The organism is Klebsiella sp. GG_Kp175 (genome assembly GCF_040062325.1).
In the GTDB taxonomy this organism is placed as follows: domain Bacteria; phylum Pseudomonadota; class Gammaproteobacteria; order Enterobacterales; family Enterobacteriaceae; genus Klebsiella; species Klebsiella quasipneumoniae.
Window position 1 is genome coordinate 1 of the sequence record NZ_JBEAFX010000023.1, and the last position, 21350, is coordinate 21350.

Here is a 21350-nt window from a genome sequence, read left to right on the forward strand (position 1 = left end):
TGTTTGTGTGAAGTGATTCACATCCGCCGTGTCGATGGAGGCGCATTATAGGGAGTTCTCGAGCGCCCGCAATAGAAAAATGGCAGAAAAATGACTGACTGCTGCATTCCCCAGCAAAACCCCGCTTTATACCCATTTACACACAGAATTATCCACAGGAGAGCGTCAAACCAGGACCGAAAGCGCCGTGGATCGGCAGCTATATAGAAGAAGAACCATCGGCCTAAAGAGAAAGATAAAAATTCGCGAGCGTTGCGCAAACGTTTTCGTTACAATGCCGCGCTATGACACGGATGCCCGGTTGGGTGCGTTAGGTGAGTTTTTAGGCAAAAACTCACCTAACGCTCTCTGTAATGTTCAAATCCTGGGGATTTAATACCATGCAACAACGTCGTCCAGTCCGCCGCGCTCTGCTCAGTGTTTCTGACAAGGCCGGTATCGTCGAATTCGCGCAGGCGCTTTCCGCTCGTGGTGTCGAGCTGCTGTCCACTGGCGGCACCGCTCGCCTGCTGGCAGATAAAGGCCTGCCGGTAACCGAAGTCTCTGACTACACCGGTTTCCCGGAAATGATGGATGGACGCGTGAAAACCCTGCATCCGAAAGTACACGGCGGCATCCTCGGCCGTCGCGGTCAGGATGACGGCATCATGCAGCAGCACGGGATCGCGCCTATCGATATGGTGGTCGTTAACCTCTATCCGTTTGCCCAGACCGTCGCTCGCGAAGGATGCTCGCTGGAAGACGCGGTGGAAAACATCGATATCGGCGGCCCGACCATGGTCCGCTCCGCGGCGAAGAACCACAAAGACGTCGCCATCGTGGTGAAGAGCAGCGACTACACCGCCATCATTAATGAGATGGATGCCAACGAAGGCTCCCTGACGCTGGACACCCGCTTCGACCTCGCCATTAAAGCCTTCGAACACACCGCCGCGTACGACAGCATGATTGCCAACTACTTCGGCAGCATGGTTACGGCCTATCACGGCGAAAGCAAAGAAGCCGCTGGCCGCTTCCCACGCACCTTGAATCTGAACTTCATTAAGAAGCAGGATATGCGCTACGGCGAAAACAGCCACCAGCAGGCTGCCTTCTATATAGAAGAGAATGTCAAAGAAGCTTCCGTGGCAACCGCTACCCAGCTGCAGGGCAAAGCGCTCTCCTATAACAACATTGCCGATACCGATGCGGCACTGGAGTGCGTGAAAGAGTTCAACGAACCGGCCTGCGTGATCGTTAAGCACGCTAACCCATGCGGCGTTGCCGTTAGCGACTCGATCCTCGACGCCTACGATCGCGCATACAAAACCGACCCGACCTCCGCGTTCGGCGGCATCATCGCCTTCAACCGCGAACTGGATGCCGACACCGCGCAGGCGATCATCTCTCGCCAGTTTGTCGAGGTGATCATCGCCCCGTCCGCCAGCGAAGAAGCGCTGAAAATCACCGCCGCGAAGCAGAACGTCCGCGTACTGACCTGCGGTCAGTGGGATGCGCGCGTTGCCGGTCTCGATTTCAAACGCGTTAACGGTGGTCTGCTGGTTCAGGACCGCGATCTCGGTATGGTCACCGCGGGTGAACTGCGCGTGGTCAGCAAACGTCAGCCGAGCGAGCAAGAGCTGCGCGATGCGCTGTTCTGCTGGAAAGTGGCGAAATTCGTCAAATCCAACGCCATCGTGTATGCCAAAGACAATATGACCATCGGCATAGGCGCCGGCCAGATGAGCCGCGTCTACTCGGCGAAAATTGCCGGGATTAAAGCCGGTGACGAAGGTCTGGAAGTGAAAGGCTCCGCCATGGCCTCTGACGCCTTCTTCCCATTCCGCGACGGGATTGACGCCGCGGCAGCGGTCGGCATCACCTGCGTTATTCAGCCGGGCGGCTCTATCCGCGACGACGAAGTGATTGCCGCCGCTGACGAACACGGCATCGCCATGATCTTCACCGACATGCGCCACTTCCGCCATTAATTCATGGAGCAGCAGATGAAAGTATTAGTAATCGGCAACGGCGGGCGCGAACACGCCCTGGCCTGGAAAGCGGCCCAATCGCCGCTGGTTGATACCGTCTACGTCGCGCCAGGCAACGCCGGTACCGCGCTGGAGCCGTCGCTGCAAAACGTCGCCATCGGCGTTACCGATATTCCGGCGCTGCTTCGCTTCGCCCAGGATGAAAATATCGACCTGACCATCGTTGGCCCGGAAGCGCCGTTGGTCATTGGCGTGGTTGACGCGTTTCGTGCCGCCGGGCTGGCCATCTTCGGGCCAACCGAAGGCGCCGCGCAGCTGGAAGGTTCGAAGGCCTTCACCAAAGATTTCCTTGCTCGTCATCATATCCCGACGGCGGAATATCAGAACTTCACCGACGTTGAGCCAGCGCTGGCTTATCTGCGCGAGAAAGGCGCGCCGATCGTCATCAAAGCCGACGGTCTGGCGGCGGGTAAAGGCGTTATCGTGGCGATGACCCTCGAGGAAGCCGAAGCGGCGGTCAAAGACATGCTGGCCGGTAACGCTTTCGGCGACGCCGGACACCGCATCGTCATTGAAGAGTTCCTCGATGGCGAAGAGGCCAGCTTTATTGTGATGGTCGACGGCGAGCACGTCCTGCCGATGGCCACCAGCCAGGATCACAAACGCGTCGGCAACGGCGATACCGGCCCGAATACCGGTGGGATGGGCGCTTATTCTCCGGCGCCGGTCGTGACTGATGAAGTCCATCAGCGCACCATGGAGCGGATTATCTGGCCAACCGTGAAGGGCATGGCCGCGGAAGGCAACACCTATACCGGTTTCCTGTATGCCGGTCTGATGATCGACAAGCAGGGCAACCCGAAGGTCATTGAGTTCAACTGCCGCTTTGGCGATCCGGAAACCCAGCCGATCATGCTGCGCATGAAATCCGACCTGGTAGAGCTGTGCCTCGCCGCCTGCGCGGGCAAGCTGGATGAGAAAACCTCCGAGTGGGATGACCGCGCGTCGCTGGGCGTGGTGGTTGCCGCCGGCGGCTATCCGGGCAACTACAACACGGGCGATGAGATCCATGGTCTGCCGCAGCAGGAAGCGGCAGACGGTAAAGTCTTCCACGCCGGCACGAAACTGTCTGACGACCAGCGCGTGGTCACCAACGGCGGTCGCGTACTGTGCGTCACCGCCCTGGGCGATACCGTAGCGCAGGCGCAGCAGCGCGCCTATCAGCTGCTGACCGATATTCGCTGGGATGGCAGCTTTAGCCGAAACGATATCGGCTGGCGTGCCATTGAGCGTGAAAAGGCTAACGGCTAAGTTTCGCCAACAGCGTTTTCCGCGTAATGCCTAACTGACGGGCGGCTTCGGTTTTGTTGCCGCCCGTTTTTTCCAGCGCCGCCAGAATCACCTCTTTTTCGACTTCCACTAGCGGCTGAATCAGCCCCTCCTCGCTCCCGCCTGACGGCAGCGGCGTACCGGCGATCGCCAGCGGCAGTTCCCGCCCGGAGATATAGTCCCCGGTCAGCAGCACCACCGCCCGCTCCACCGCGTTTTCCAGCTCGCGAATATTGCCCGGCCAGGAGTAGTGGATCAGCAGGTCCATCGCCTGTGGCGTGAACCCCTTTACCGCCTTACGATTGCGTTCGGCATAGCGTTTGAGAAAGTGCTGCGCCAGCTGCGGAATATCTTCCCGGCGCCGGCGCAGCGGCGGCATCTCAATAGTCACCACGTTCAGGCGGTAATAGAGATCCTGGCGAAAACGCCCGGCGCTGACCTCTTCGGCGAGGTTGCGGTGGGTGGCGGCGATCAGCCGCACATCAACGGCAAGCGTCTGGTTGCTGCCGACACGCTGCACCTCCCGCTCCTGAATCGCCCGCAGTAGCCGGACCTGCATCAATGGCGAGATATCGCCAATTTCATCGAGGAACAGCGTGCCGCCATCCGCTTCGACAAAGCGCCCCTCACGTCGCCGATCCGCGCCGGTAAACGCCCCTTTTTCATGGCCGAAGAGTTCCGACTCCAGCAGCGACTCATTCAGCGCCGCACAGTTGAGCGTCACCAGCGGCTTATCACCGCGCCCGCTGCAGGCGTGGATGGCGCGCGCCACCAGTTCCTTACCGGTTCCCGACTCCCCATGGATCAGCACCGTCGCGTCCGAAGGGGCTACCAGCGTAATTTCGTTAAGAAGCGCCTGCATCGCCGGGCTGTCGCCAATCATGCCCCACCGAAGATCCGTCGCAACGCTGGGGTCGCCCTCGCTATGACGGGTGTGTGCCAGTGCCTGGACTAACGTCTGCTGTAACGTGTCAAAATCCAGCGGTTTAATCAGATAATCCAGCGCCCCGGACTTAATGGCCTCCACCGCCGTATCGACGCTGGAGAACGCCGTCATGATCAGCACCGGGATCGCCGGGTTATAGGCTTTTATCTCTTTTAACGTTGCGATACCGTCCAGCTCCGCCATGCGAATATCGCACAGTACCAGGTCGAAAACCTGATGATGGATCTGCTCCAGCGCCTGCCGGCCGTTGTGGGCTAATGCCACCTGATAGCCCCAGCCGCGCAGCAGCGCCTGCAAGATCGTGCAGTGGCTGATGTCATCATCGACAACCAGAATCTGTACCTTATCGCTGCTCATCTTCCCTCCGTTGAGCATCCAGCGGTAGCCAAAGCGTAAATATCGCTCCAGCCCCCGGCTGACTTTCGGCGCGGATCGTCCCGCCATGTTGTTCGATAATATTCTGCACCACCGCCAGCCCCAGCCCGGTGCCGTCCGCCTTGGTGGTGAAATAAGGAGTGAAGATGGCCTGTAGCTCTTCATCGCTCATCCCCTTACCGCTATCCTTAACGACTATTTTGATACGTCGCCGATCGGCTTCACTTGCCGATACGTGAATGACGCCGTCGCGGCCAATCGCCTGCATCGCGTTCAGGTACAGGTTCAACAGCACCTGGTTCAGGCGGTCGGCATCGGCGTTGATCGTGGAGAGCTCCGGGCGCGGAGTAAATTGCAGCGCGATCCCGCGACTCTGCGCATCCTGGCTAACCAACTGCAATGAGTGGTGGATAAGCGCGTTAATATCCACCGGCTGGTAATTTAAATGCGCGGGCCGGACCAGCTCCAGCAGCTCACTGACCACCCGATTGAGGCGGTCGGCCTCTTTGGCCATCACCTGCGCTAACTGATGTGACTCACCGCCCGGCGGCGTGCGCTCGGCAAAATATTTTGCCAGCCCTTTAATCGACGAGAGCGGATTGCGGATCTCGTGCGCCACGCCTGCCGCCAGATGGCCAAGCGCCAGCAGTTTCTCTTTGCGGGCCATCGCCTCCAGCAGTTGTTTCCGTGAGCGGCGATAGCGGCGGAACCAGAACTGGGCAAGGATCGTTGCCGCTGTCACCAACGCGGCGGCGCCCAGCATGATGGCCATATTACGCTGCCCCCTGGCCTGCGCGGCATCCAGCTCGCGGCTATCAAAGGCGATAAAAATCACCTGCGGGACACTGGCTTGAGCCAGGGCGCTGTTGCCGCGATTCATCATGCCCATATGGTGGCCGCGGGCCGGATTGAGCGGGCGAAACTGGCGATAGATCTCCATGGCCGGCTGCGGCTCGCTAAGCCGCCGCCAGCGAGCCTGTTCGCCAACCGCCAGCGCACGCATCTGCGCGGGGCTGTAGAGCGTTTGACCCACCTGCTGCGGATCGCTGTGGGCGATGATGGCGCCATTGTCATCAGTCACCGCGAACCACAGGACGCCCGGCTGCCAGGCCATCTCTTCCAGCAGGGCCTGCAGCTGCGCGTGGTGCATCCGCATTCCCATGCCAACGCGCGTGCCGGACTCCAGCGCGCGGATCAGTACGCTCCCCTTCTCCTCGATAGTTTGTCGGGCGGCGGTCGTCTCACGACCGTAGTCGCGGACGATCATCGCGGAGAACAGCACCACCAGCAGCACTACCGTACCGGTCAGCAGCCAGCTCAGCGCGCCAGCGGCAGCGTCCCGGGAAAAAGGTTTGATCTTCATCGGCGAGTCCTTGTCATCTCCTTTTCGCTATCAGCAGGATCTTTCAGCAGAAATCATGCCATGTTTCCGCGCGGCCAAACCTGCTCTCAAACATATCGCCTGCGCTTTAGCGAGTAAAAATGACTCGCCGGTCCCGGGCGGAACGGGTCATTTTTACTCACTCTTCTCTTTAACGGCCTCGGCAGGCCTGCACGGACGGGCTTTTTCAGGCTGGCATGAAAGATGCAATACCGAGAGAAACCACACAGGAGAAAATGCCATGAAACGGAACCGTACCTTACCTCTCGCCCTCGTTACCTTTGCCGCGCTGACCTTCGGCAGCAACACGGCCTGGGCCAACCACCACTGGGGCAACAATAACGGGATCGGCAACCAGGGCTACAGCCAGCTGACCCAGGAGCAGCAGGCTACCGCGCAAAAGCTGCATAACGATTACTATGCGCAAACCAGCGCCCTGCGCCAGCAGTTGCAGTCCAAACGCTATGAGTACAATGCGTTGCTCACGGCGCAAAAGCCGGATAGCGGCAAGATTGAAGCCGTCGCTCAGGAGATGGAAGGCTTACGCCAGAAGCTGGATCAGCAGCGTGTGAAATTTGATCTCGCCCTGGCTGAGGCTGGTGTTCCCCGCGGCGCAGGAATGGGATATGGCGGCTGTCGCGGTAGCGGCGGCGGTCATATGGGCATGAATCACTGGTAAAGGTTAGAAGCTTTTTTCCGTCGGCTGCCAGGTGCAGAAGTTTTCATTGGCCACCAGCAGCAGTTGAGAGCCTTCCGGCGCCTCCAGCCAGGCAATGCTCACCGCGGCGGAAGCGTGGCTCTGCCGACGTTCAATGTGCGCCAGAGCCCGACTATCGAGGTCGGGCGTGACCGTCTGCCCTTCACAGGTCAGCACGGTATGCGCAGCGGCGTTCCAGCGTCCCTGACGCAGGACGACCCGTCCCTGGCGGAGGGCGTCGCTGGTCTGGCGGATCTGCTCGGCGCGATAACGGTACAGCGCGACCTGGTCGCTGGAGAGTTGCTGCTTCTGCCCGTCAACTTCCCGCTGCATAAAGCTAAGATCGCCCTGCGCGTCGAAGCGGGCACGAATATGTTCCGGCGGCTTGCCGTAGACATTGAGTTCAATCAGCGTCAGCTGATCGCCCTGCCAGCGATATTCGCTGGTCGAGGTGTCCCCGTGACGCCACGGGCTGAAGGCGGCGAGAAGATGGACTTCATCGCCAGAATCTTTACGCCAGATACGCATCGCCCCCTGGTTGTCCGCATAACCGCTGGCGGTAAACGGTGGTAGCGACGCGTTATGGCTGCAGGCAGTCAGCAACAGGATGCCCGCCAGCGCCAGAGGCCGGCGCCAGACAGACAAAAGGGGCTTAATAGCCCCTTCGATAAAACTGTTCACTGCCACGCGGTCTTACTTAACTGCGTCTTTCAGTGCTTTGCCAGAAACAAATGCCGGCACGTTAGCTGCAGCGATTTTGATCTCTTTACCGGTCTGCGGGTTGCGGCCAGTACGCTCAGCGCGGTGGTTCACTTTGAAGGTACCGAAACCAACCAGTTGAACAGCATCACCTTCTTTCAGAGACTCAGTAATTGCAGCCAGGGTAGATTCCAGGGCAGCTTTAGCCTGTGCTTTGGACAGGTCAGCTTTGTCCGCAATTACATCAATCAGTTGAGTCTTGTTCATAAGTTATCCTTACAATGTGTTTATCGCTTGCTAAGCATCGAGTGCGACGGAAATGCCAAAAAAGCACCCTCCTGCATACACGCACCGATAGCCACTTTTTTTCGCCCTCCAAATGTAGACCAGACGGGGGGCGGAATGGAAGCCTTCAGACGCTACAATTCAGGCGGTAAATCACGTTTTCTGGTCTCACTGCTGAAAATTTATACCAATATTGCTCTCGCCGGCCTCACGCAGGTCCGCGCGCAGGCCTTTTATCAGCTCAAGGTCACGCTCTTCGCAGTCGGCCAGCAGGCGGAAAATTTCCCACTGAATGTCCCATTCCTGCTCTACCGCCGGGTTCGCTTTCAGCTCTTCGTCGGTCATTTCGCGACCTTCCTGGGTCATTTCCAGCATCGCCACGGTGGTGATGGAGGTTTTGCTCACCTCGATCGCGTGCTCGAGCGTTTCGCCGCTCAGACGCGAATGGATCAGTTCGCTCAACGCCACGCAGGCGTCTATGGCCGGATAAACACCGTACAGGTCGAAATCATCTGCCGCCGGGATCGCCTCTTCCAGTTTCTCCAGCTGACTATCGAAATTCACCTTCGCATCTTTGACCGTCAGCGTTTCCCAGATCAGATCCAGGATACGACGGTACAGCTGGCCGTCGCCAAACTCGGTTTGCTTGCAGAACATCGCGTAGTTGGGGTACATACGCTCGCACAGGCAGGCCATAAAAGTGACATGCTGCCAGCTTTCCAGCTTCTCCAGGCGCAGGTGAATCGGGTTTTGTAACATGATGAATTCTCGAAGTCAGAAATTAGGCGCAGTGTACCTGAATCAGCTGTGATTTGCTTGCCAACGCACAAACGACGGACGGCGGGAAGCCACCGCATCGGCCCAGCGCGTCGGTTCGGGCAGACGATAGCCTCGCATGCAGCGTTCGACCCACATTAAAGCGCTGTCCATGCCTACCCGGTGGCCGGTGCTAATAAACAGCGGGTTGCAGCGCACTTTGCTGCGCCAGACCCAGGCCAGTTGCTCATTTTTATCCATCAGCGGGGCCAGCGCACCGGGCTCATCACCCAGTTCGCCGATTTTGCCGCACAGCCGTTTTTTCGCCACCCCGATGGTCGGCACGTCGATCATCAGGCCAAAATGGCTGGCGACGCCGAGCCGCCGGGGATGGGAGATACCGTGGCCGTCAACAAACAACAGGTCCGGTTTTTGCGAAAGCTGCTCCCACGCCGCCAACAGCGCAGGGGTTTCGCGAAACGAGAGAAAGCCGGGAATATAGGGCATGGAAGTGGCGACGCGCGCCACCTGATACTCCACCAGCTCCAGTTCAGGCCAGGTCAGCAGCACCATCGCAGCCCGGGTGATCTCCCCTTCCTGCTCAAACCCGACATCCGCGCCGCCGATCAACGTCGGTGGGTCACGATCCAGTCGATCCGCGCGCTCTACCGACGCGGCTAACTGTTGCTGCTGGATACGGAGTGCGGCTAAATCCATATGGCTGATCTCCTACTGGTGATAGGGTGCGGAAAGACGATGCACCGCTTCAACAAAGACGCCCGCATGCTCAGGGTCAACGTCCTGATGGATGCCGTGGCCGAGGTTAAAGACGTGGCCTTCTCCCTGACCAAAGCCGGCGAGGATGGTCGCGACTTCTTCTTCAATACGCGCGGGGGGCGCATAGAGCATGGACGGATCCATGTTGCCCTGCAGCGCGACTTTGTCGCCCACGCGACGACGGGCATCGGCAATATCGGTGGTCCAGTCGAGACCCAGCGCGTCACAGCCGGTCTCCGCCATCGCTTCCAGCCACTGACCGCCGCCTTTGGTGAACAGGGTCACCGGCACGCGGCGGCCTTCGTTTTCCCGCAGCAGGCCATCGACGATTTTATGCATATAGTAGAGGGAAAACTGCTGATAGTCGCGACCGGTCAGCACCCCGCCCCAGGTGTCAAAAATCATTACTGACTGCGCGCCGGCTTTGATCTGCGCGTTGAGGTACAGGGTGACGCTCTTCGCCAGTTTATCCAGCAGCGCGTGCAGCGCCTGCGGTTCGGCGTACATCATCTTTTTGATGACGGTGAAAGCCTTACTGCTGCCACCTTCCACCATGTAGGTCGCCAGCGTCCATGGGCTACCGGAAAAACCGATCAGCGGCACTTCGCCTTTCAGTTCACGGCGAATGGTGCGCACGGCATTCATCACGTAGCCCAGTTCCTGCTCGGGATCCGGGACTGGCAGCTTGTCGACGTCGGCTTTGCTTTTCACCGGCGAGGTGAAGCGCGGGCCTTCGCCTGCCTCAAAGTACAGCCCCAGTCCCATGGCGTCCGGGATGGTCAGGATGTCCGAAAAGAGGATCGCCGCGTCCAGCGGATAACGACGCAGCGGCTGGAGCGTCACTTCGCAGGCCAGCTCGGCATTTTTACACAGCGACATAAAGTCGCCCGCTTGCGCACGGGTGGCTTTGTACTCCGGTAAATAGCGGCCCGCCTGGCGCATCATCCACACCGGGGTGACATCAACCGGCTGACGCAGCAGCGCGCGCAGGTAACGATCGTTCTTCAGTTCGGTCATTTTTACATTCCTTTAGCGTTGATACGCCCAGTGTAACATGTCACTCGAACTCTGCCCGACACATCGCGACGGTATCTTCGATAAGCCGGCGCGCCACCGTACCTGGCGGCGGCAGAAGCGGCAGATCGTCATAGCGGTACCAGTCCGCGCTGAGTAACTCTTTTTTATCCACCACGATATCGCCCCCTGCGTAATCCGCCATAAAGGCAGTCATCAGCGACTGGGGGAACGGCCAGGGTTGAGAAGTCACGTAGCGCAGATTTTTCACCTTGATACCGCTCTCCTCCATCACCTCACGGGCGACCGCCTGCTCAAGGGTTTCGCCAACCTCGACGAACCCGGCCAGCACGGTGTGTACCCCATTACGATGTCGGGTATGTTGCGCCAGCAGGATCGCATCGTCGCGACGGATAGCGACGATAATGCACGGGGCGATTTGCGGGTAGTAACGTTCACGGCAGTGGCTGCACAGCATCGCCCATTCACTTTTACTGGCATGCATCGGGTGGCCGCAGTAGCCGCAAAATTTATGCGATCGGTAAAATTCGGCAAGCTGGATCCCTCGCCCCACCAGCTGGAATAGACCCGGATCCTGATCCAGCACCTGGCGTAACGATCCCATGTCATGGCGGCGATCCTGGCGCACCATCCAGACGGGCTCCCCCTGCCATTCGCCAATATGCAGCGCATGCTGGCCGACAAGATCGAAATTAACCGCTTCGCCATGTGGTAATTCTCCACCAGGCAACCATAATTTTTGTTCGTGACTGACAACCCACCAGCCGCGATCTAATTTTTCAATAATACGATCCATATCTATTGCACTACCTTTGCTTCACTGGCATGTTGTTAACATTATATTTACATTTTGGTGAGCAGATTTAAATCAAAACTAGCGGAGTCAATCATGCTAAACCAGCTGGAAAATCTGACGGAGCGCGTTGGCGGTAGTAATGAACTGGTCGATCGCTGGCTACAAGTGCGTAAGCATCTGCTCGTGGCTTACTACAATCTGGTTGGCCTGAAACCGGGCAAAGAGTCGTTTATGCGGCTAAACGAAAAGGCGCTGGATGACTTTTGCCAAAGTCTGGTGGATTACCTCTCGTCCGGTCATTTTAGTATTTATGAACGCATTATTGGCGAAATGGAAGGCGATACCCCACTTTTAGCCGCCACCCGGCTTTACCCGCAGCTGGAAGCCAATACCCAGCAGATGATGGACTACTACGATACCTGCCTCGAAAACGCCATTGATCATGATAACTACCTTGAATTTCAGCAGGCACTGTCGGATATCGGCGAGTCGCTGGAAGCGCGTTTCGCCCTGGAAGATAAACTGATCGCCCTCGCCGTCGCCCATCACCTGAGCGATGAGGTGCGCGATAATATTGCCCCGACCGCTTGAGTTGTGCGCAATTAACGAGTAGTTTACCTCCATTCCCCCTCCCCGGAGGGGATGTCATCTTGTCGGAGTGCTTATTTTCCATGTGAAGGCTACATGGAAAAGGCTGAGACCGTTAATTCGGGATCCGCGGAACCTGATCAGGCTAATACCTGCGAAGGGAACAAGAGTAAACTGCTGTTCGCGTCAGTCCGTCAGGGCCGATCGCATCTGTTACTCCATCCGTCGTCTGACAAGCCATGTCCTTTATATCTGGAATGCGCTATGTCTACTACCAAACTGACCCGTCGTGAGCTACGCGAGCACGCGCAGCGATTTATCGATACGCTGGAAGGCGCTGCTTTTCCTAATTCGCGCCGTATCTACATTCAAGGTTCACAAGCGGATATCCGCGTCCCAATGCGCGAAATCCAGCTCAGCCCGACCCTCGTCGGCGGCGATAACGATAACCCCCATTACGAAGCCAACGAACCGATCCCGGTGTATGACACCTCCGGGCCTTATGGCGACCCGGATATTGGCATTGATGTCCGCCAGGGGCTGGCCAGGCTGCGCCAGCCGTGGATCGACGCACGTAATGACTGCGCCCCGCTCAGCGAACGCAGCTCGGCCTATACCAAAGCGCGGCTGGCCGATGACGGCCTCGATGAGCTGCGCTTCAATAGCCAGCTGACGCCAAAACGCGCCGTTGCCGGCAAATGTGTTACCCAACTGCACTACGCCCGCCAGGGGATCGTCACCCCGGAGATGGAGTTCATCGCCATACGCGAAAACATGGGCCGTGAACGTATTCGCAGCGAAGTTCTGCGCCAGCAGCATGCCGGAGAAGGCTTCGGCGCCCGCCTGCCGGAAAACATTACCCCCGAGTTCGTCCGCGATGAAGTGGCCGCCGGGCGCGCCATCATCCCGGCCAATATCAACCACCCGGAGTCTGAGCCGATGATTATCGGGCGCAACTTCCTGGTGAAAGTGAATGCTAATATCGGCAACTCAGCGGTGACCTCCTCCATCGAAGAAGAGGTCGAGAAACTGGTCTGGTCTACCCGCTGGGGCGCCGATACGGTGATGGATCTCTCTACCGGCCGCTATATCCACGAAACCCGCGAGTGGATCCTGCGTAACAGTCCGGTCCCCATCGGCACTGTGCCGATTTACCAGGCACTGGAGAAGGTCAACGGCATCGCCGAGAACCTCACCTGGGAAGTCTTCCGCGATACCCTGCTGGAACAGGCCGAACAGGGAGTCGACTACTTCACCATTCACGCCGGCGTACTGCTGCGCTACGTCCCGATGACCGCGAAGCGTCTGACCGGCATCGTCTCGCGCGGCGGCTCGATCATGGCCAAATGGTGTCTGTCGCACCATCAGGAAAACTTCCTCTACCAGCATTTCCGCGAAATCTGCGAAATCTGCGCCGCCTATGACGTTTCGCTGTCGCTGGGCGATGGCCTGCGCCCCGGCTCCATTCAGGATGCCAACGACGAAGCACAGTTCTCCGAGCTGCGCACCCTCGGCGAGCTGACGAAAATCGCCTGGGAGTATGACGTGCAGGTGATGATCGAAGGTCCCGGCCACGTGCCGATGCAGATGATCCGCCGCAATATGACCGAAGAGCTGGAGCACTGCCACGAAGCGCCGTTCTACACCCTCGGGCCGCTCACCACCGACATTGCGCCGGGCTACGACCATTTCACCTCCGGCATCGGCGCGGCGATGATCGGCTGGTTCGGCTGCGCCATGCTGTGCTATGTCACGCCGAAAGAGCATCTCGGCTTGCCCAACAAAGAGGATGTGAAGCAGGGGTTGATTACCTACAAAATCGCCGCCCACGCCGCTGACCTGGCGAAAGGCCATCCAGGGGCGCAGATCCGCGATAACGCCATGTCGAAGGCGCGCTTCGAATTCCGCTGGGAAGACCAGTTTAACCTCGCGCTGGATCCGTTCACCGCTCGGGCCTATCACGATGAAACCCTGCCGCAGGAATCCGGCAAAGTTGCCCACTTCTGCTCCATGTGCGGTCCGAAATTCTGTTCAATGAAGATCACTCAGGAAGTCCGCGACTACGCCGCCAGGCAGGCCATCGACGCCGGCATGGCCGATATGTCGCATCACTTCCGCGCCCGCGGCGGCGAAATCTACCTGAAACAGGAGGAAGTCTGATGTATCAGCCTGATTTTCCACCCGTCCCGTTTCGTCTCGGGCTCTACCCGGTAGTGGACAGCGTGGCGTGGATTGAACGCCTGCTCGAAGCTGGAGTACGCACCCTTCAGTTACGCATCAAGGACCGACGCGACAGCGAGGTGGAGGATGACGTCATCGCCGCCATCGCCCTTGGCCGCCGCTATCACGCCCGGCTGTTCATTAACGATTACTGGCGACTGGCGATCAAGCACCAGGCCTACGGCGTACATCTCGGACAAGAAGATCTGGAAACCACCGATCTGAGCGCCATCCGCAAAGCCGGGCTACGTCTTGGCGTCTCCACCCATGACGATATGGAGATTGATATCGCCCTGGCGGCGCGTCCCTCTTACATCGCTCTGGGTCACGTCTTCCCGACGCAAACCAAACAGATGCCCTCCGCGCCGCAGGGACTCGAGCAGCTTGCCAGACATATCCAACGCCTGGCGGATTACCCCACCGTGGCGATCGGCGGAATTAGCCTTGAAAAGGCCCCGGCGGTGCTGGCGACCGGCGTCGGCAGCATCGCAGTGGTCAGCGCCATCACCCAGGCGGCGGACTGGCGGGCAGCGACCGACCAGCTGCTGGCGCTGGCAGGAGCGGGCGATGAATGATCACGACTTTATGCGCTATAGCCGCCAGCTGCTGCTGGAGGATATTGCCATCGAGGGTCAGCAGAAGCTGTTAGCCAGCCGGGTGCTGATTATCGGCCTTGGCGGGCTGGGCTCCCCGGCAGCGCTCTATCTGGCCGGGGCTGGCGTCGGGACGCTGACCCTGGCCGATGACGACGCCGTGCATCTCAGCAATCTGCAGCGGCAGATCCTGTTCACCAGCGCGGATATCGATCGGCCAAAAGCCGCGGCGGCAAAGACGCGGCTCAGCCAGCTAAATCCGCAGATCACACTGGTTGCGCTCCAGCAGCGCTTAAGCGGCGAGGCGCTGCGCGCCGAGGTGGCGAAAGCGGACGTGGTGCTGGACTGTACCGATAACATGGTCACCCGCCAGGCGATCAATGCCGCCTGCGTGGCCCTCGACATCCCGTTAGTGACCGCCAGCGCCGTCGGCTTCGGCGGTCAGCTGATGGTGCTCACCCCGCCCTGGACACAGGGCTGCTATCGCTGCCTGTGGCCGGATAGCGACGAACCGCAGCGCAACTGCCGCACCGCGGGGATCGTCGGCCCGGTGGTCGGCATGATGGGCACGCTGCAGGCGCTGGAGGCGATTAAGCTGCTCAGCGGCATGACGACGCCGCGCAACACACTGCGGCTGTTCGACGCCCGCACCAGCAGCTGGCGTAACCTGGCGCTACAGCGCTCCCGGGGCTGCCCGGTGTGCGGAGGGCGACATGCAGATCTGGTTTAACGACGAGCCGCTGGCGTGCGCCGACAATCTCAGCGTGAGCGCCCTGCTGACCCAGCTCGAACAGCTGCAGCCGGGCGTCGCGCTGGCGCTCAATCAACACATTCTGCCGCGCGATCGGTGGGAAGATCATCTCTTGCAGGAAGGCGATCGAGTCCTGCTTTTTCAGGTTATCGCTGGAGGCTGACATGTTACGTATTGCAGACAAAACATTTGAATCCCATCTTTTCACCGGTACCGGCAAATTCGCCGCCCCGGGGGTGATGGTTGAGGCGATTCGCGCCTCGGGCAGCCAGCTGGTCACCCTGGCAATGAAGCGCGTCGATTTACGTCAGCACAATGACGCCATCCTCGCCCCGCTGCTGGCGGCGGGGGTCAGCCTGCTGCCGAATACCTCGGGCGCCAAGACGGCGGAAGAGGCGGTGTTTGCCGCCCGCCTGGCACGGGAGGCTCTGGGCACCCACTGGCTGAAACTGGAGATCCACCCGGACGCCCGCTGGTTGCTGCCCGACCCGATTGAAACCCTGAAAGCGGCGGAGCTGCTGGTCCGCGAAGGGTTCGTGGTGCTGCCCTACTGCGGCGCCGACCCGGTGCTGTGTAAACGACTGGAAGAGGCTGGCTGCGCGGCGGTGATGCCCCTGGGCGCGCCGATCGGCTCAAATCAGGGGCTGGAAACCAAAGCCATGCTGGAGATTATTATCGAACAGGCGACGGTGCCGGTGGTCGTCGACGCCGGCATCGGCGTTCCGAGCCATGCGGCGCAGGCGCTGGAAATGGGAGCGGACGCGGTGCTGGTCAATACCGCTATTGCCGTCGCCGACGATCCCGTGGCCATGGCCCACGCCTTCCGTATGGCGGTCGAGGCCGGCTTGCTGGCCCGTCAGGCCGGACCGGGGGCGCGCAGCGCGCAGGCGCAGGCCACCAGCCCGCTCACCGGATTCCTGGAGGCGCTGGCATGAAAACCTTTAGCGATCGCTGGCGGCAGCTGGAGTGGGACGACATCCGCCTGCGCATCAACAGTAAAACCGCCGCCGATGTCGAACGGGCGCTGGCGGCCAAACAGCTGACCCGCGACGATATGATGGCACTGCTTTCGCCAGCGGCGGCCGGGTATCTTGAACCTCTGGCCCAGCGCGCGCAGCGGCTTACCCGCCAGCGCTTCGGCAATACCGTCAGCTTCTACGTGCCGCTGTATCTCTCCAACCTGTGCGCCAACGACTGCACCTACTGCGGCTTCTCGATGAGCAATCGCATTAAGCGCAAGACGCTGGATGCCGCCGAGATTGCCCGCGAGTGCGCCGCGATCCGCGACCTGGGTTTTGAGCATCTGCTGCTGGTAACCGGTGAGCATCAGGGCAAGGTGGGAATGGATTATTTCCGCCAGCACCTGCCGGCAATCCGCAGCCAGTTTGCCTCGCTGCAGATGGAGGTACAGCCGCTGGCGACCGACGAGTATGCCGAGCTGAAAACCCTGGGGCTCGACGGGGTGATGGTCTATCAGGAGACCTATCACGAAGGTATGTACGCCCAGCACCATCTGAAAGGGAAAAAACAGGATTTCTTCTGGCGGCTGGATACGCCGGATCGCCTGGGCGAGGCGGGGATCGATAAGATCGGCCTTGGCGCGCTGATCGGCCTTTCCGACAGCTGGCGAGTGGACTGCTTTATGGTCGCTGAGCACCTGTTGTGGCTGCAGCAACGCTACTGGCGCAGCCGCTATTCGGTCTCCTTCCCGCGTCTGCGTCCCTGCGCCGGCGGCATTGAACCAGCCTCGCTAATGGATGAGCGTCAGCTAGTGCAGACCATCTGCGCCTTCCGCCTGCTGGCGCCGGAGGTTGAGCTGTCGCTATCCACCCGCGAATCCCCCTGGTTCCGCGACCGGGTGATCCCGCTGGCGATCAATAACGTCAGCGCCTTCTCCAAAACCCAGCCCGGGGGTTACGCCGACGATCATCCGGAGCTTGAGCAGTTCGCGCCGCACGATGGCCGTCGACCTGAAGAAGTCGCCAGCGCGCTGACTGCCCGCGGCCTGCAGCCGGTATGGAAAGACTGGGACAGCTGGCTGGGACGCGCCTCGCAAACTTCATGATGAACAGTGTAAGCGCCTGATATTTTTGCGCGCCTGCACGAGAGATGAAAAACGGGAACTGGCCCGCCAGGCGCCCTTTTTCTATTCTGCCCGGGTCAGCAGCGGACGCTGACCAGGGCGAACCTTTTCTTCCTCATTTTCGCCCTGCCTCTCCGCGCTGAACGAGGGCCTGTGCATTATCGCCGAATATAAATCACGATACATGAAGGCCTCAGAGTTATAATTGAGCAATAGTTAACTGATTCGATCGGCAGGCGCCGCAGTCACAACCTGCGTTCGGACCCATGGTTTATACATCCGGGACGATTAACGATTCATGGCCCTACACAACAGAAAGCTCTCTTTCACGACGCCGATCGTCGTGGGGTTTGCCGGCATCTTGCTCAGTTTTATGCTGATCGCTATTTTTGTCACCCTGGCGCAGCGGAAAGATTTTCTTGAAGATTATCACGACATTAACCGCAACTTTACCCACAACCTGGCGATCAACTACACGGAAACCCTGCTGCGGGAAAATGATTTTATCCTTGGGCGCGCGGTCGCCTTCTTTGCCCGCAATGACGAACTGAATCGCGCAGTCAATGTGGAGCCGGAGAAAGGATTAACGACGCTGATGCAGTTACAGAACATGATGCCGAGCGTCTCATCCATCTCACTGGCGGATACCGAGGGCCACTACCTGCGCGCCCCGGAGGTGCTGGAAAATGAAGACAGCCGGGCTTTCGATCCCAGAACGCGGCCCTGGTTTATCAAACAGGCGGAAGCCAGCACCTTCAGCCACTACACCAGCCCATATATGGATTTTTTTACCCACCATCCGACGATTACCATTTTCAAACCCATCATCACCCCGGAAGGGAAACTCAAGGGCAGCCTGGCCTTTCATCTTGATCTCACCTCCATGGGGTTCGCGCTGCGTCAGATGGTGGCCCCCGTACAGGGCGAGTTTTTTGTGGTGCAGCGTGATGGTAAAGTGGTCCTGCACTCCGACCCAGGTGCGCTGTTTAAACCCTTCGTCAGTAATGAGCTGATGGATAAAATGACCAGCGGCGAGGGGCAGCTTTACGATCCCGGAAGCGACACCTGGTATTACTATTACTCCTTTACCAATCCCGACTGGTTTGTGATTTTCCGTGTTGATAACACCACCCTGGTCAATCTGACGCGCCATGAAACCAATTTAGTGATCGGCGGTTTTGCCCTCGCGGCGATCATCATCATCCTGTTCGGCCTTTATCTGCGTCATGCCTCCCGCACCGTGCTGATGAATATCATCAATGCGATTAAAACCGGCGACGTCAAACGCGCCCCCCGCCTCGAGGCGATGCTGAGTAAAGCCATTGAAACTAATAAGCAGCGCGAGCTGACCTACGTCCGCCAGGCGACCATCGACGCGCTCACCGGCTGCAAGAACCGCCGCGCCTTCGATAGTGATATTGCCGCGCTGATGAACGATCATCAGCCGTTCGCCCTCGCGCTGGTCGATATCGATAACTTCAAATCGATCAACGACACCTGGGGTCACCTCAACGGCGATATCGTTCTGCGAAACGTCGCCCGCGAAGGACTGCAGGTCCTCCAGCCGCTGGAGATATCCCTCTATCGCTATGGTGGCGAAGAGTTCGCGGTGGTCTTTCCTGCCGAACATATTGATAACGCCCGCACGCTGCTGGAAACATGGCGGGTAAACGTCGAACGGCGCACCTGGCGCGAAGATGGCCTGACGGTCACCTTCAGCGCCGGGCTGGGGGAATGGAACATGGAGCCGCTGGATAAGCTGGTGGTGAGCGTCGATGAAGCGCTGTACAAAGCCAAACAGCAGGGTAAAAACCGCATCCTGCGCGCCTAGGGCTTCAGCGCCGCAACCGCCCACTTCGGTGGGCTTTTTTATTTTTTTCGGCAAAAATGAAACCGGTTTCAATTTTTGTGTGATGACTTACACACAATCACGGTAAAGCGGTTGTCGCATCGCCAGGGCCGCGATAAAGATAGGACATCACGGAACACAAGGGCCACTGACTATGAAGAATATCGTTTTGTGCTGTGCCGCCGGTATGTCTACCAGCATGCTGGTTCAGCGTATGCAAGATGCCGCGCAGAAGAAAGGTGTTGAAGTCTCCATCAAGGCCGTACCGGTCGCCGAGTTTAAAGATAATCTGGCCGCCGCCGACATTATTCTGCTCGGCCCGCAGGTGAAATATGAGCAGGCGAAGCTGCAGGCGCTGGCCGACCCGTTCGGCAAAAAGGTCGCCGTGATCGATATGATGGACTACGGCATGATGAAAGGTGATGCCGTTCTGGATAAAGCCCTTAAGATGCTGGAGTAATCGATGGAAGATTTAGAAACGATCATCATGGAGCTGCTGGTTAACGCGGGTTCTGCGCGCAGCGCGGCGCTCACGGCGCTACAGCTGGCGCGGAAAGGCGATTTTGCCGCAGCGGAGCAGGCCATGGCCGAGTCCCATGAGTTCGTCAAACATGCGCATAAAATTCAGACCCAGCTTATCGGCCTGGATGAAGGCAGCGGTAAGTTACCGGTCAACCTGATCACCGTGCATTCTCAGGACCATCTGATGAACGCCATGGTCATTCAGGATCTGGCGACCGATATGATTGAACTATACCGTCGCCTGCCCCTCGCACAATAATCTCTCGAATTTAACGGGCGTCGCTGCCGGCGCCCGTCCCCGCTTACAGAAAGCCGTACATCGCTGCGAATACCCAGCCAAACACGCAGGAGACGCCAACGCCGATGAGCCCGGGCAGGATAAAGCTGTGGTTAATCACAAAGCGGCCAATATGGGTGGTCCCTGAGCGGTCAAACTGGATCGCCGCCAGATCGCTTGGGTAGGTCGGCAGTATATAGTAGCCATAGCAGGCCGGCGCAGAAGCCACGATATAGGCCGGATCAACGCCGATGGCCAGGGCCACCGGAACAATCGCCGCCAGCGCTGCCGCCTGCGAGTTCACAAACTTCGAAACCAGCAGCAGAACGATGGCATAGGCCCATGGATACTCTTTGACCATCTCCCCGAGCACGCCTTTAATCTCGGTCATGTGCGCGCCAAACATGGTCTCCGCCATCCAGGCGATGCCGTACACCGCGACGATAGCGATCATTCCCGAACGAAAGACCTCATTTTTGGAAATCGATGCCGGGTTGGTTTTAGTAATGATGATAATCAGCGCCCCGGAAAGCAGCATAAACATCTGGATCACCAGCACCATCGACAGCGGTTTACCGTCAAAGGCCGGACGCAGTTCAGAGAAGGCGCCAAGCAGCGCCACCACAGCGATGGAGGCCAGAAAAATCCACATCGCTATCCAGTTGCTGGTGGGCAGCTTTTTATCCAGCAGCGTCGCCGTATCGCCATAGACGTAATGGCGGTTCTCCGGTACCGCAATAAACGCCTGGAAGGCTTCGTCTTTATCCAGATCTTTGCCGCGGAACCAGCTGAAGATGCCGATCGCTAAAATGCCCAGCAGCGTGGACGGAATGGTTATCGCCAGCAGATCGAGAAACTCCAGATGTTTACCGTTAAAGGTAAAATTCCCCAGCATCGCCACCAGCGAAACCACCGCCACCGAGACCGGGCTGGCGATGATCCCCATCTGGGCGCCAATGGAGCTGGCGGCCATCGGACGCTCCGGGCGAATGTTATTCTTGATCGCCACATCGTAGATAATCGGCAGGATGGTATACACCACGTGACCGGTACCGCAGAGGATGGTCAGCGTGCAGGTGACGAAAGGCGCCACAATAGAGACATATTTTGGGTTACGCCGCAGCAGCTTCTCAGCAATCTGCAGCATGACATCCAGACCGCCGGATGCCTGCAGCGTCGCCGAGGCCGCCACCACCGCAATGATCACCAGCATCACATCAACCGGCGGTTTGCCCGGCTCGAGATGAAAAACAAAAACGAGGATCACCAAACCGATGCCGCCCAGCAGCCCCAGCGCAATACCGCCTTTTCGGGCACCATAAAACAGACAAATTAAGATAATAATGAGTTGTATCGCGAATTCCATGCAGCCCCCAGAGCCTGTCCGCTCAGACCTAAAGTAATGATCCATACCTGTCTGC

22 protein-coding genes and 1 riboswitch are annotated in these 21350 nt (G+C 58.8%); of the genes, 13 read left to right on the forward strand and 9 right to left on the reverse strand.

Translation table 11 applies throughout. The features are described 5' to 3' along the window. Window positions 1–380 precede the first annotated feature (380 nt). Entirely contained in the window at window positions 381–1970 is a 1590-nt protein-coding gene (gene purH, locus ABLU73_RS22285; RefSeq protein ID WP_348850447.1) for a bifunctional phosphoribosylaminoimidazolecarboxamide formyltransferase/IMP cyclohydrolase, read from the forward strand. A 15-nt stretch (window positions 1971–1985) separates the two neighbouring features. Next, window positions 1986–3281 (forward strand): phosphoribosylamine--glycine ligase, encoded by a 1296-nt coding sequence (purD, locus tag ABLU73_RS22290; RefSeq protein ID WP_057212527.1) that lies wholly within the window; start codon window positions 1986–1988, stop codon window positions 3279–3281. Here purD and zraR read toward each other — a convergent pair. Together zraR and zraS are read right to left on the reverse strand one after the other, a co-directional pair. Continuing rightward, complete coding sequence (gene zraR, locus ABLU73_RS22295; protein WP_043523026.1) at window positions 3271–4602, reverse strand: sigma-54-dependent response regulator transcription factor ZraR; 1332 nt, start codon at window positions 4600–4602, stop codon at window positions 3271–3273. The two genes, purD and zraR, sit on opposite strands and share 11 nt — an antisense overlap. Then, window positions 4589–5983, reverse strand: coding sequence for a two-component system sensor histidine kinase ZraS (gene zraS, locus ABLU73_RS22300; RefSeq protein WP_043523023.1), 1395 nt, complete (start codon window positions 5981–5983; stop codon window positions 4589–4591). The genes zraR and zraS overlap by 14 nt, the downstream gene beginning before the upstream one ends. A gap of 259 nt (window positions 5984–6242) precedes the next feature. On the opposite strand from zraS, the gene zraP reads away from it, so the two are divergent. Further along, window positions 6243–6680, forward strand: coding sequence for a zinc resistance sensor/chaperone ZraP (gene zraP, locus ABLU73_RS22305; RefSeq protein WP_023319467.1), 438 nt, complete (start codon window positions 6243–6245; stop codon window positions 6678–6680). Window positions 6681–6683: 3 nt separating this feature from the next. Here the strand turns inward: zraP and ABLU73_RS22310 are convergent, their stop codons facing one another. The 6 genes from ABLU73_RS22310 to nudC form a co-directional block, all read right to left on the reverse strand. Continuing rightward, window positions 6684–7379 (reverse strand): DUF1481 domain-containing protein, encoded by a 696-nt coding sequence (locus ABLU73_RS22310; protein WP_023319466.1) that lies wholly within the window; start codon window positions 7377–7379, stop codon window positions 6684–6686. A gap of 12 nt (window positions 7380–7391) precedes the next feature. Next, window positions 7392–7664 carry a nucleoid-associated protein HU-alpha gene (gene hupA, locus ABLU73_RS22315; RefSeq protein WP_002884342.1) on the reverse strand — a complete coding sequence of 91 codons (273 nt, stop codon included), beginning with the start codon at window positions 7662–7664 and terminating at the stop codon, window positions 7392–7394. A 186-nt stretch (window positions 7665–7850) separates the two neighbouring features. Continuing rightward, the gene (locus ABLU73_RS22320; RefSeq protein ID WP_004206742.1) at window positions 7851–8441 is read right to left on the reverse strand and encodes a YjaG family protein; all 591 of its coding nucleotides are present in this window, start codon (window positions 8439–8441) and stop codon (window positions 7851–7853) included. A 42-nt stretch (window positions 8442–8483) separates the two neighbouring features. After that, window positions 8484–9155, reverse strand: a complete 672-nt coding sequence (gene nfi / locus ABLU73_RS22325) for a deoxyribonuclease V (protein ID WP_043523021.1) — start codon at window positions 9153–9155, stop codon at window positions 8484–8486. Window positions 9156–9167: 12 nt separating this feature from the next. Then, window positions 9168–10232 (reverse strand): uroporphyrinogen decarboxylase, encoded by a 1065-nt coding sequence (hemE, locus tag ABLU73_RS22330; RefSeq protein ID WP_004206744.1) that lies wholly within the window; start codon window positions 10230–10232, stop codon window positions 9168–9170. A 40-nt stretch (window positions 10233–10272) separates the two neighbouring features. Next, entirely contained in the window at window positions 10273–11046 is a 774-nt protein-coding gene (gene nudC / locus ABLU73_RS22335) for an NAD(+) diphosphatase (RefSeq protein ID WP_264923650.1), read from the reverse strand. A gap of 93 nt (window positions 11047–11139) precedes the next feature. Here nudC and ABLU73_RS22340 point away from each other — a divergent pair, with 93 nt between their 5' ends. From ABLU73_RS22340 to ABLU73_RS22385, 10 genes are all read left to right on the forward strand, one after another. Continuing rightward, the gene (locus ABLU73_RS22340; protein WP_004206746.1) at window positions 11140–11637 is read left to right on the forward strand and encodes an Rsd/AlgQ family anti-sigma factor; all 498 of its coding nucleotides are present in this window, start codon (window positions 11140–11142) and stop codon (window positions 11635–11637) included. Between the two features lie 53 nt (window positions 11638–11690). Next, a riboswitch (TPP riboswitch) is annotated at window positions 11691–11814 on the forward strand. 84 nt (window positions 11815–11898) lie between these two features. Continuing rightward, window positions 11899–13794, forward strand: a complete 1896-nt coding sequence (thiC, locus tag ABLU73_RS22345; RefSeq protein ID WP_023319462.1) for a phosphomethylpyrimidine synthase ThiC — start codon at window positions 11899–11901, stop codon at window positions 13792–13794. Next, on the forward strand, window positions 13794–14429 hold the full coding sequence (gene thiE, locus ABLU73_RS22350; protein WP_017901116.1) for a thiamine phosphate synthase: 636 nt from the start codon (window positions 13794–13796) through the stop codon (window positions 14427–14429). Before thiC ends, thiE begins: the two co-directional genes overlap by 1 nt. Continuing rightward, window positions 14422–15177 carry a thiazole biosynthesis adenylyltransferase ThiF gene (gene thiF, locus ABLU73_RS22355; protein ID WP_004206749.1) on the forward strand — a complete coding sequence of 252 codons (756 nt, stop codon included), beginning with the start codon at window positions 14422–14424 and terminating at the stop codon, window positions 15175–15177. Before thiE ends, thiF begins: the two co-directional genes overlap by 8 nt. Beyond that, the gene (thiS, locus tag ABLU73_RS22360) at window positions 15161–15361 is read left to right on the forward strand and encodes a sulfur carrier protein ThiS (protein ID WP_004206750.1); all 201 of its coding nucleotides are present in this window, start codon (window positions 15161–15163) and stop codon (window positions 15359–15361) included. Before thiF ends, thiS begins: the two co-directional genes overlap by 17 nt. A gap of 1 nt (window position 15362) precedes the next feature. Beyond that, a complete protein-coding gene (gene thiG, locus ABLU73_RS22365; RefSeq protein ID WP_032456545.1) occupies window positions 15363–16133 on the forward strand; it encodes a thiazole synthase in 771 nt (256 codons plus the stop codon). Next, window positions 16130–17263 carry a 2-iminoacetate synthase ThiH gene (thiH, locus tag ABLU73_RS22370; RefSeq protein ID WP_264923652.1) on the forward strand — a complete coding sequence of 378 codons (1134 nt, stop codon included), beginning with the start codon at window positions 16130–16132 and terminating at the stop codon, window positions 17261–17263. The genes thiG and thiH overlap by 4 nt, the downstream gene beginning before the upstream one ends. 316 nt (window positions 17264–17579) lie before the next feature. After that, window positions 17580–19112, forward strand: coding sequence for a sensor domain-containing diguanylate cyclase (locus ABLU73_RS22375; protein WP_004206753.1), 1533 nt, complete (start codon window positions 17580–17582; stop codon window positions 19110–19112). Between the two features lie 172 nt (window positions 19113–19284). Then, window positions 19285–19590: a PTS sugar transporter subunit IIB gene (locus ABLU73_RS22380; protein WP_002884150.1), complete on the forward strand. Its 306-nt coding sequence runs from the start codon at window positions 19285–19287 to the stop codon at window positions 19588–19590. Window positions 19591–19593: 3 nt separating this feature from the next. After that, entirely contained in the window at window positions 19594–19911 is a 318-nt protein-coding gene (locus ABLU73_RS22385; protein WP_004206755.1) for a PTS lactose/cellobiose transporter subunit IIA, read from the forward strand. A 43-nt stretch (window positions 19912–19954) separates the two neighbouring features. Here the strand turns inward: ABLU73_RS22385 and dcuB are convergent, their stop codons facing one another. Beyond that, on the reverse strand, window positions 19955–21295 hold the full coding sequence (gene dcuB, locus ABLU73_RS22390; RefSeq protein WP_128336702.1) for an anaerobic C4-dicarboxylate transporter DcuB: 1341 nt from the start codon (window positions 21293–21295) through the stop codon (window positions 19955–19957). Window positions 21296–21350 lie beyond the last annotated feature (55 nt).

Excerpts from the sequence above, each read along its gene's own strand:
- purH (WP_348850447.1), top strand. The coding sequence starts at position 381 with ATGCAACAACGTCGTCCAGTCCGCCGCGCTCTGCTCAGTGTTTCTGAC.
- purD (WP_057212527.1), top strand. The coding sequence starts at position 1,986 with ATGAAAGTATTAGTAATCGGCAACGGCGGGCGCGAACACGCCCTGGCC.
- zraR (WP_043523026.1), bottom strand. The coding sequence starts at position 4,602 with ATGAGCAGCGATAAGGTACAGATTCTGGTTGTCGATGATGACATCAGC.
- zraS (WP_043523023.1), bottom strand. The coding sequence starts at position 5,983 with ATGAAGATCAAACCTTTTTCCCGGGACGCTGCCGCTGGCGCGCTGAGC.
- zraP (WP_023319467.1), top strand. The coding sequence starts at position 6,243 with ATGAAACGGAACCGTACCTTACCTCTCGCCCTCGTTACCTTTGCCGCG.
- hupA (WP_002884342.1), bottom strand. The coding sequence starts at position 7,664 with ATGAACAAGACTCAACTGATTGATGTAATTGCGGACAAAGCTGACCTG.
- ABLU73_RS22320 (WP_004206742.1), bottom strand. The coding sequence starts at position 8,441 with ATGTTACAAAACCCGATTCACCTGCGCCTGGAGAAGCTGGAAAGCTGG.
- nfi (WP_043523021.1), bottom strand. The coding sequence starts at position 9,155 with ATGGATTTAGCCGCACTCCGTATCCAGCAGCAACAGTTAGCCGCGTCG.
- hemE (WP_004206744.1), bottom strand. The coding sequence starts at position 10,232 with ATGACCGAACTGAAGAACGATCGTTACCTGCGCGCGCTGCTGCGTCAG.
- nudC (WP_264923650.1), bottom strand. The coding sequence starts at position 11,046 with ATGGATCGTATTATTGAAAAATTAGATCGCGGCTGGTGGGTTGTCAGT.
- ABLU73_RS22340 (WP_004206746.1), top strand. The coding sequence starts at position 11,140 with ATGCTAAACCAGCTGGAAAATCTGACGGAGCGCGTTGGCGGTAGTAAT.
- thiC (WP_023319462.1), top strand. The coding sequence starts at position 11,899 with ATGTCTACTACCAAACTGACCCGTCGTGAGCTACGCGAGCACGCGCAG.
- thiE (WP_017901116.1), top strand. The coding sequence starts at position 13,794 with ATGTATCAGCCTGATTTTCCACCCGTCCCGTTTCGTCTCGGGCTCTAC.
- thiF (WP_004206749.1), top strand. The coding sequence starts at position 14,422 with ATGAATGATCACGACTTTATGCGCTATAGCCGCCAGCTGCTGCTGGAG.
- thiS (WP_004206750.1), top strand. The coding sequence starts at position 15,161 with ATGCAGATCTGGTTTAACGACGAGCCGCTGGCGTGCGCCGACAATCTC.
- thiG (WP_032456545.1), top strand. The coding sequence starts at position 15,363 with ATGTTACGTATTGCAGACAAAACATTTGAATCCCATCTTTTCACCGGT.
- thiH (WP_264923652.1), top strand. The coding sequence starts at position 16,130 with ATGAAAACCTTTAGCGATCGCTGGCGGCAGCTGGAGTGGGACGACATC.
- ABLU73_RS22375 (WP_004206753.1), top strand. The coding sequence starts at position 17,580 with ATGGCCCTACACAACAGAAAGCTCTCTTTCACGACGCCGATCGTCGTG.
- ABLU73_RS22380 (WP_002884150.1), top strand. The coding sequence starts at position 19,285 with ATGAAGAATATCGTTTTGTGCTGTGCCGCCGGTATGTCTACCAGCATG.
- ABLU73_RS22385 (WP_004206755.1), top strand. The coding sequence starts at position 19,594 with ATGGAAGATTTAGAAACGATCATCATGGAGCTGCTGGTTAACGCGGGT.
- dcuB (WP_128336702.1), bottom strand. The coding sequence starts at position 21,295 with ATGGAATTCGCGATACAACTCATTATTATCTTAATTTGTCTGTTTTAT.